Source organism: Oribacterium sp., assembly GCF_057249185.1.
Window position 1 is genome coordinate 1 of the sequence record NZ_DBHIGR010000029.1, and the last position, 4,209, is coordinate 4,209.

A 4,209-nucleotide genomic window follows, 5' to 3' on the forward strand; every position below is an offset into this window, starting at 1 on the left:
AAGAGTGGGGAAGCCCTCCTCCGGAAGCTCCTCTCCCCTTTCGATGAGGCAGCTAAGGACTTGCCCGGCAGGGTTCTTATAAAAGGCACGGAAAAACTCCCCTCCGTATTCTTTTTCTATGAGATGAAAGGGGCTTAGTGCTTCAGATATTCCGCTTACTTTTTCCCCTTCATGAATGTTTTCTCCCTGCTCTCCCACAGTCTGCTTTTCTGCTATCTGCTTTTCCACTATCTCTCCTGTAAAGCTAAGCTGTCTCTCCCGAAAAAAGAAAGTATAGTCTCCCTCTTCTTTCTCTACCGGAAAGGAAAAATAAGGACAGGAAAAAACGCCATTTTCCACCCTGCCCAAAATACTGTTTCCCTTCCCCATAAACTTTGCCACATATTCATTTACAGGACTGTAATATAGCTTTTCTCCCTCATCCACTTGGAGAATCTCTCCATCTTTCATCAGGGCTATGCGGTGAGCAAGTCGTAAGGCCTCCTCCTGGTCGTGAGTGACCAAAACAACCGTTAAATTTTCTTTCTTCTGAAGCTCTAATAAAAAGTCTCCCATCTCCCTCCGAAGATTAGGATCCAGGGCGGAAAAGGGCTCATCCAGAAATAGGATATTCTCATTCATGGCCAGGGCTCTGGCAATGGCTACTCTTTGCATTTGCCCTCCGGAAAGACTGTCAATCCGCCTTTCCGAATACCCCTCCAGCTGCACAAGCTTTAAAAGCTCCTCCACTCTTTTCTTACGCTCTGATTTGGGAACTTTCTGTAATTCCAGGGAAAAACCCACATTTTCCCCTACATTCAAATGAGGAAAAAGCCTTAAGTCCTGAAAGACCACGGAAATTCCCCTCTTATGGCTGGGGAGATTTTGAATTTCCTTTCCCTGAAAGAAAATTTTTCCTTTGCTTAGGGAATATAGGCCAAGCATCGCCTTTAGGAGACTGCTTTTTCCGCAGCCGCTTTCCCCAAGAAGCGCCAATATTTCTCCGGAACGAACCTCCAGGGAAATGTCCCTTAAAATCTTTTTCTTCTCCAGCTCCAGCTCTAAGTTTTCACAAGATAAACGAATTTCCACCCTTAACTCCTTTTACAAAATGCTCTGTACGCCCTCTTATTCTTACAAGACTTATACTTGTCCTTACGCTAGTCTAAACCCACACTGTTCTAACTTCGCTCTGTTCTAGCTTCACTCTGTTCAGACATCACTCTATTCTAGCTTCACTCTGTTCAGACCTCCTCTATTCTAGCCTCTTTCCCTCTGTATCCCCTTCTCTAAAAAGTCCAAGAAGAAAAACAAAAGAAAGCTGCTACATAGAAAAATCAGTCCGTAGGCACTGGCCAGATTCCTTTCTCCACTTTGAATATAGGGAACCATAATCAGGCTTAAGCTTTTCACCTTTCCTCCGCCTAATATCAAGGTCAAAATATACTGGCTCATGGAAAGGATATAAGACATCATAAAGGCCGGGAAAATGTATGGATAGAGCAAGGGCAGGCTAATCTTCCAAAAGAGTCTTCCTCCTACTGCTCCCATGACCCTCCCCTGCTCTTCATAGAGCTTCATTTTTCTACTCATCCCTTCTTGCAGAAAGCTGACCGCATAGGGCAGGGCATAAAGAACATGGGCCAGAAACACGGTGATAAATGGATTAAAAATCTTTACTTTCAAAAATAGAATCTGAGCCCCCATGGCAAAAACCGTTGCGGGAATCATAATGGGGAAATTCACCAAAAAGGCAAGGATGCCCTTTCCCTTAAGTCCCTCTTCATTTTGGTACTTGGCCGTGCAAAAAGCCACCAGTACTGTACAGAGGGAAACCAAAAGAGAAAAAGCCATACTGGAAAGCGTGTCCTGAAACAAAGCCTTCCTTTGAAAAAGAATGCTTTTAAAGCTTCGAAGAGAAAAGCTCGTGGGAAAAAGCTCCGGCCAGGCATAGCGTTCCGTAAAGCTGAAAAGCAACAAAAAGAAAAGGGGCAGAACTAAGCTTAGGAAAAAAAGATTCCGAAAGAGACGGTAAAAAACGCTGCCGGCCATTCCTTTTGATTTTATAGAATTCATAGCGCCTCCCCCCTTAGGTCTTCTTTTTCGGTAAGAATTTAAAGTAAAAGTAGCTTAAAAACAAAGAAAATAAGAGAATAATGCCGTTATAGGCTAAAGCCACCGGCCTCTGTAAAAAGCCCCTCTGTAGCTCCTGGTAGGATAAAACCGATAAGGCCTTGGGGCTGGTGGCACCTAATAGATAGGGAAGGTCAAAGGCTCCGAAGGAGAAGGAGAAAATAATGAAAAATGCCGCCAAGTACTGCCGTATGGATAGAGGCAGGGTGATTTTCCAAAAGGCTTGAAAGGGACTTGCCCCAAGGCATCTTGCCGCCTCTCCCGCCTTTTCATCCACCTGATAAGCCAGGGGCAAGGAGAAAAACAGGACAAAGGGCAGCTCCTTCCATAGGTAGGAAAGGATAATACCTATGCCTTTCTCATCATAAACCAGAGCCGGAAAATCCGTCTGGGAAGAAATCCATGAAAAGGAATAGAAAAGCCTTGCCAAAAAACCGTTGGAAGACAGTAAAAACAAAAAGAATAATGCCACTAAACTATGGGGCATCATAATGGCGATTCTGAAAAAGCCTTCCAATCTTTTCCATTTTTCCCCCATTTGTAAAAGAAAGAAGGAAAAGAGAATCGCCAGCGCCAAGGATAGGAAGGAAGAAAACAAGGATAAACGCAGAGTATAGAAAATAGAGGGGATAGTATCCCCTCTATGCATGATTTCCTGATAATGCTCTAAGCTTAAGCCCTTTTCCCCTAAAAAGCTTTTGATAAATCCATAGGAAACTCCCAAAAGGAAGATCGTAGATAAAATCAGCTGGGGTAGAATCCACAAATAGGAAATCTTCTTTTTCATCTTATTTTCCGGCCACTTCTTCCTGCCAGATTTCCTCGATGATAGGAACCAGACCTGCAGGCATTTCCGGTAAACGCTTGTCTAAAAGAACGCTCTGCTCTAAAACACCCTCTCCCAAGTCTACCTTGGCAAAGTTTTCCTGTACTTCCTTGGAAAGCTTGCTGTTGTCCAATACCGGAATGGTCTTTAAGGTCTCGTAACGGTTTAACTGCACATCCTCGGAAAGCATGGCATTGATAGCAACCTGGGCTGCCGCATTGTGCTTTGCATTCTTGGAGATGGCAATGTAGTTGGTGTTTCCGATGGTTCCCTTGTCCCAGATAAAGGTCTGCATATTGTTGGAGAAAGATCCGTCTGCAATGCTGTTGGAAACAAGGTATGCAGAGTAAGTCATTCCCATAATCAGCTCTCCGTCTGCTACCATATTTCTCATGGTAGGCTCCTTCTCGGGATAGGTCTTTCCTTCCTTCCAAAGGTAGGGATTTAACTCCTTTAAATAATCCATAGCAGGCTGTACCAGCTCTTTTACCGCTTCCTTATCTTCCTTTACGGTCTGGAAGGGCTCTACACCTACGATATCGTAAATAACATTTCTCACAAAGGCGGAACCGGTGAAATCCGGAAGAGCCGGATAAGTAATCTGTCCCGGATGGGCCTTGGCATAAGCCAAAAGCTCTTCGGTATTCTTCGGGAAATCTCCCTTGGTCTTATCTCCGTAGAAAACCATCTGTGCCTTTCCGTAAGGTGCTTCATAGCCCTCGATGGGATAAGCAAAGTCCTTGTTGGTTTCCGGATCATCCTGATTTACCAGATTCTTAAAGTTGGGAAGATTTTGGGTAAATGGACCATAGAGGAAATCACTTTCCTTTGCGGTTTTAAAATTCTCTCCGTTAATCCAAATCATGTCGATATCGGACTCTTTGGCTCCCGCTTCCTTCTCTGCGGAAAGCTGCGCTAAAATGTCTTCGATTCCCATAGGAACACGATTCAGGGTAATGTCATAATTTTTCTTTAGATACTCTGCGTAGTAGCCGTCTAACCACTGATTTAAGCGGTCATCTCCGCCCCAGCCGTAGAAGTTTACAGTCTGTCCCTTGGCTTCCGCTACCAGTGCATCAAAGTCCGCAGAGCCTTCCGCCTTACTCTCCTCTGACGTCTCTTTTGCTGTTGCGCTTTCCGTCTTGCTTTCTGCCGCTTTGGTCTCAGTGCTTGCCTTCTGACCGCCACAGGCCAAAAGCGCAATGCTCATGGATAGCGCCAGTGCTAAAAATCTTTTTTTCATAGCTTTCTCCTATAATTCCTTACTATTC

4 protein-coding genes are annotated in these 4,209 nt (G+C 44.5%); all 4 read right to left on the reverse strand.

Annotated elements, in window-relative coordinates:
- Positions 1 to 1,071: ABC transporter ATP-binding protein (locus ACO4PX_RS02975; RefSeq protein WP_485571346.1), on the reverse strand; the 1,071-nt coding region annotated here is incomplete at its 3' end.
- A gap of 168 nt (positions 1,072 to 1,239) precedes the next feature.
- A complete protein-coding gene (locus ACO4PX_RS02980; protein WP_485571348.1) occupies positions 1,240 to 2,055 on the reverse strand; it encodes an ABC transporter permease in 816 nt (271 codons plus the stop codon).
- A gap of 13 nt (positions 2,056 to 2,068) precedes the next feature.
- Positions 2,069 to 2,899, reverse strand: coding sequence for an ABC transporter permease subunit (locus ACO4PX_RS02985; protein ID WP_485571349.1), 831 nt, complete (start codon positions 2,897 to 2,899; stop codon positions 2,069 to 2,071).
- 1 nt (position 2,900) lies between these two features.
- Positions 2,901 to 4,181: an ABC transporter substrate-binding protein gene (locus tag ACO4PX_RS02990; RefSeq protein WP_485535564.1), complete on the reverse strand. Its 1,281-nt coding sequence runs from the start codon at positions 4,179 to 4,181 to the stop codon at positions 2,901 to 2,903.
- Positions 4,182 to 4,209: the final 28 nt, after the last annotated feature.

Coding starts and splice junctions, on each gene's coding strand:
- ACO4PX_RS02980 (WP_485571348.1), bottom strand. CDS start 2,055: ATGAATTCTATAAAATCAAAAGGAATGGCCGGCAGCGTTTTTTACCGT.
- ACO4PX_RS02985 (WP_485571349.1), bottom strand. CDS start 2,899: ATGAAAAAGAAGATTTCCTATTTGTGGATTCTACCCCAGCTGATTTTA.
- ACO4PX_RS02990 (WP_485535564.1), bottom strand. CDS start 4,181: ATGAAAAAAAGATTTTTAGCACTGGCGCTATCCATGAGCATTGCGCTT.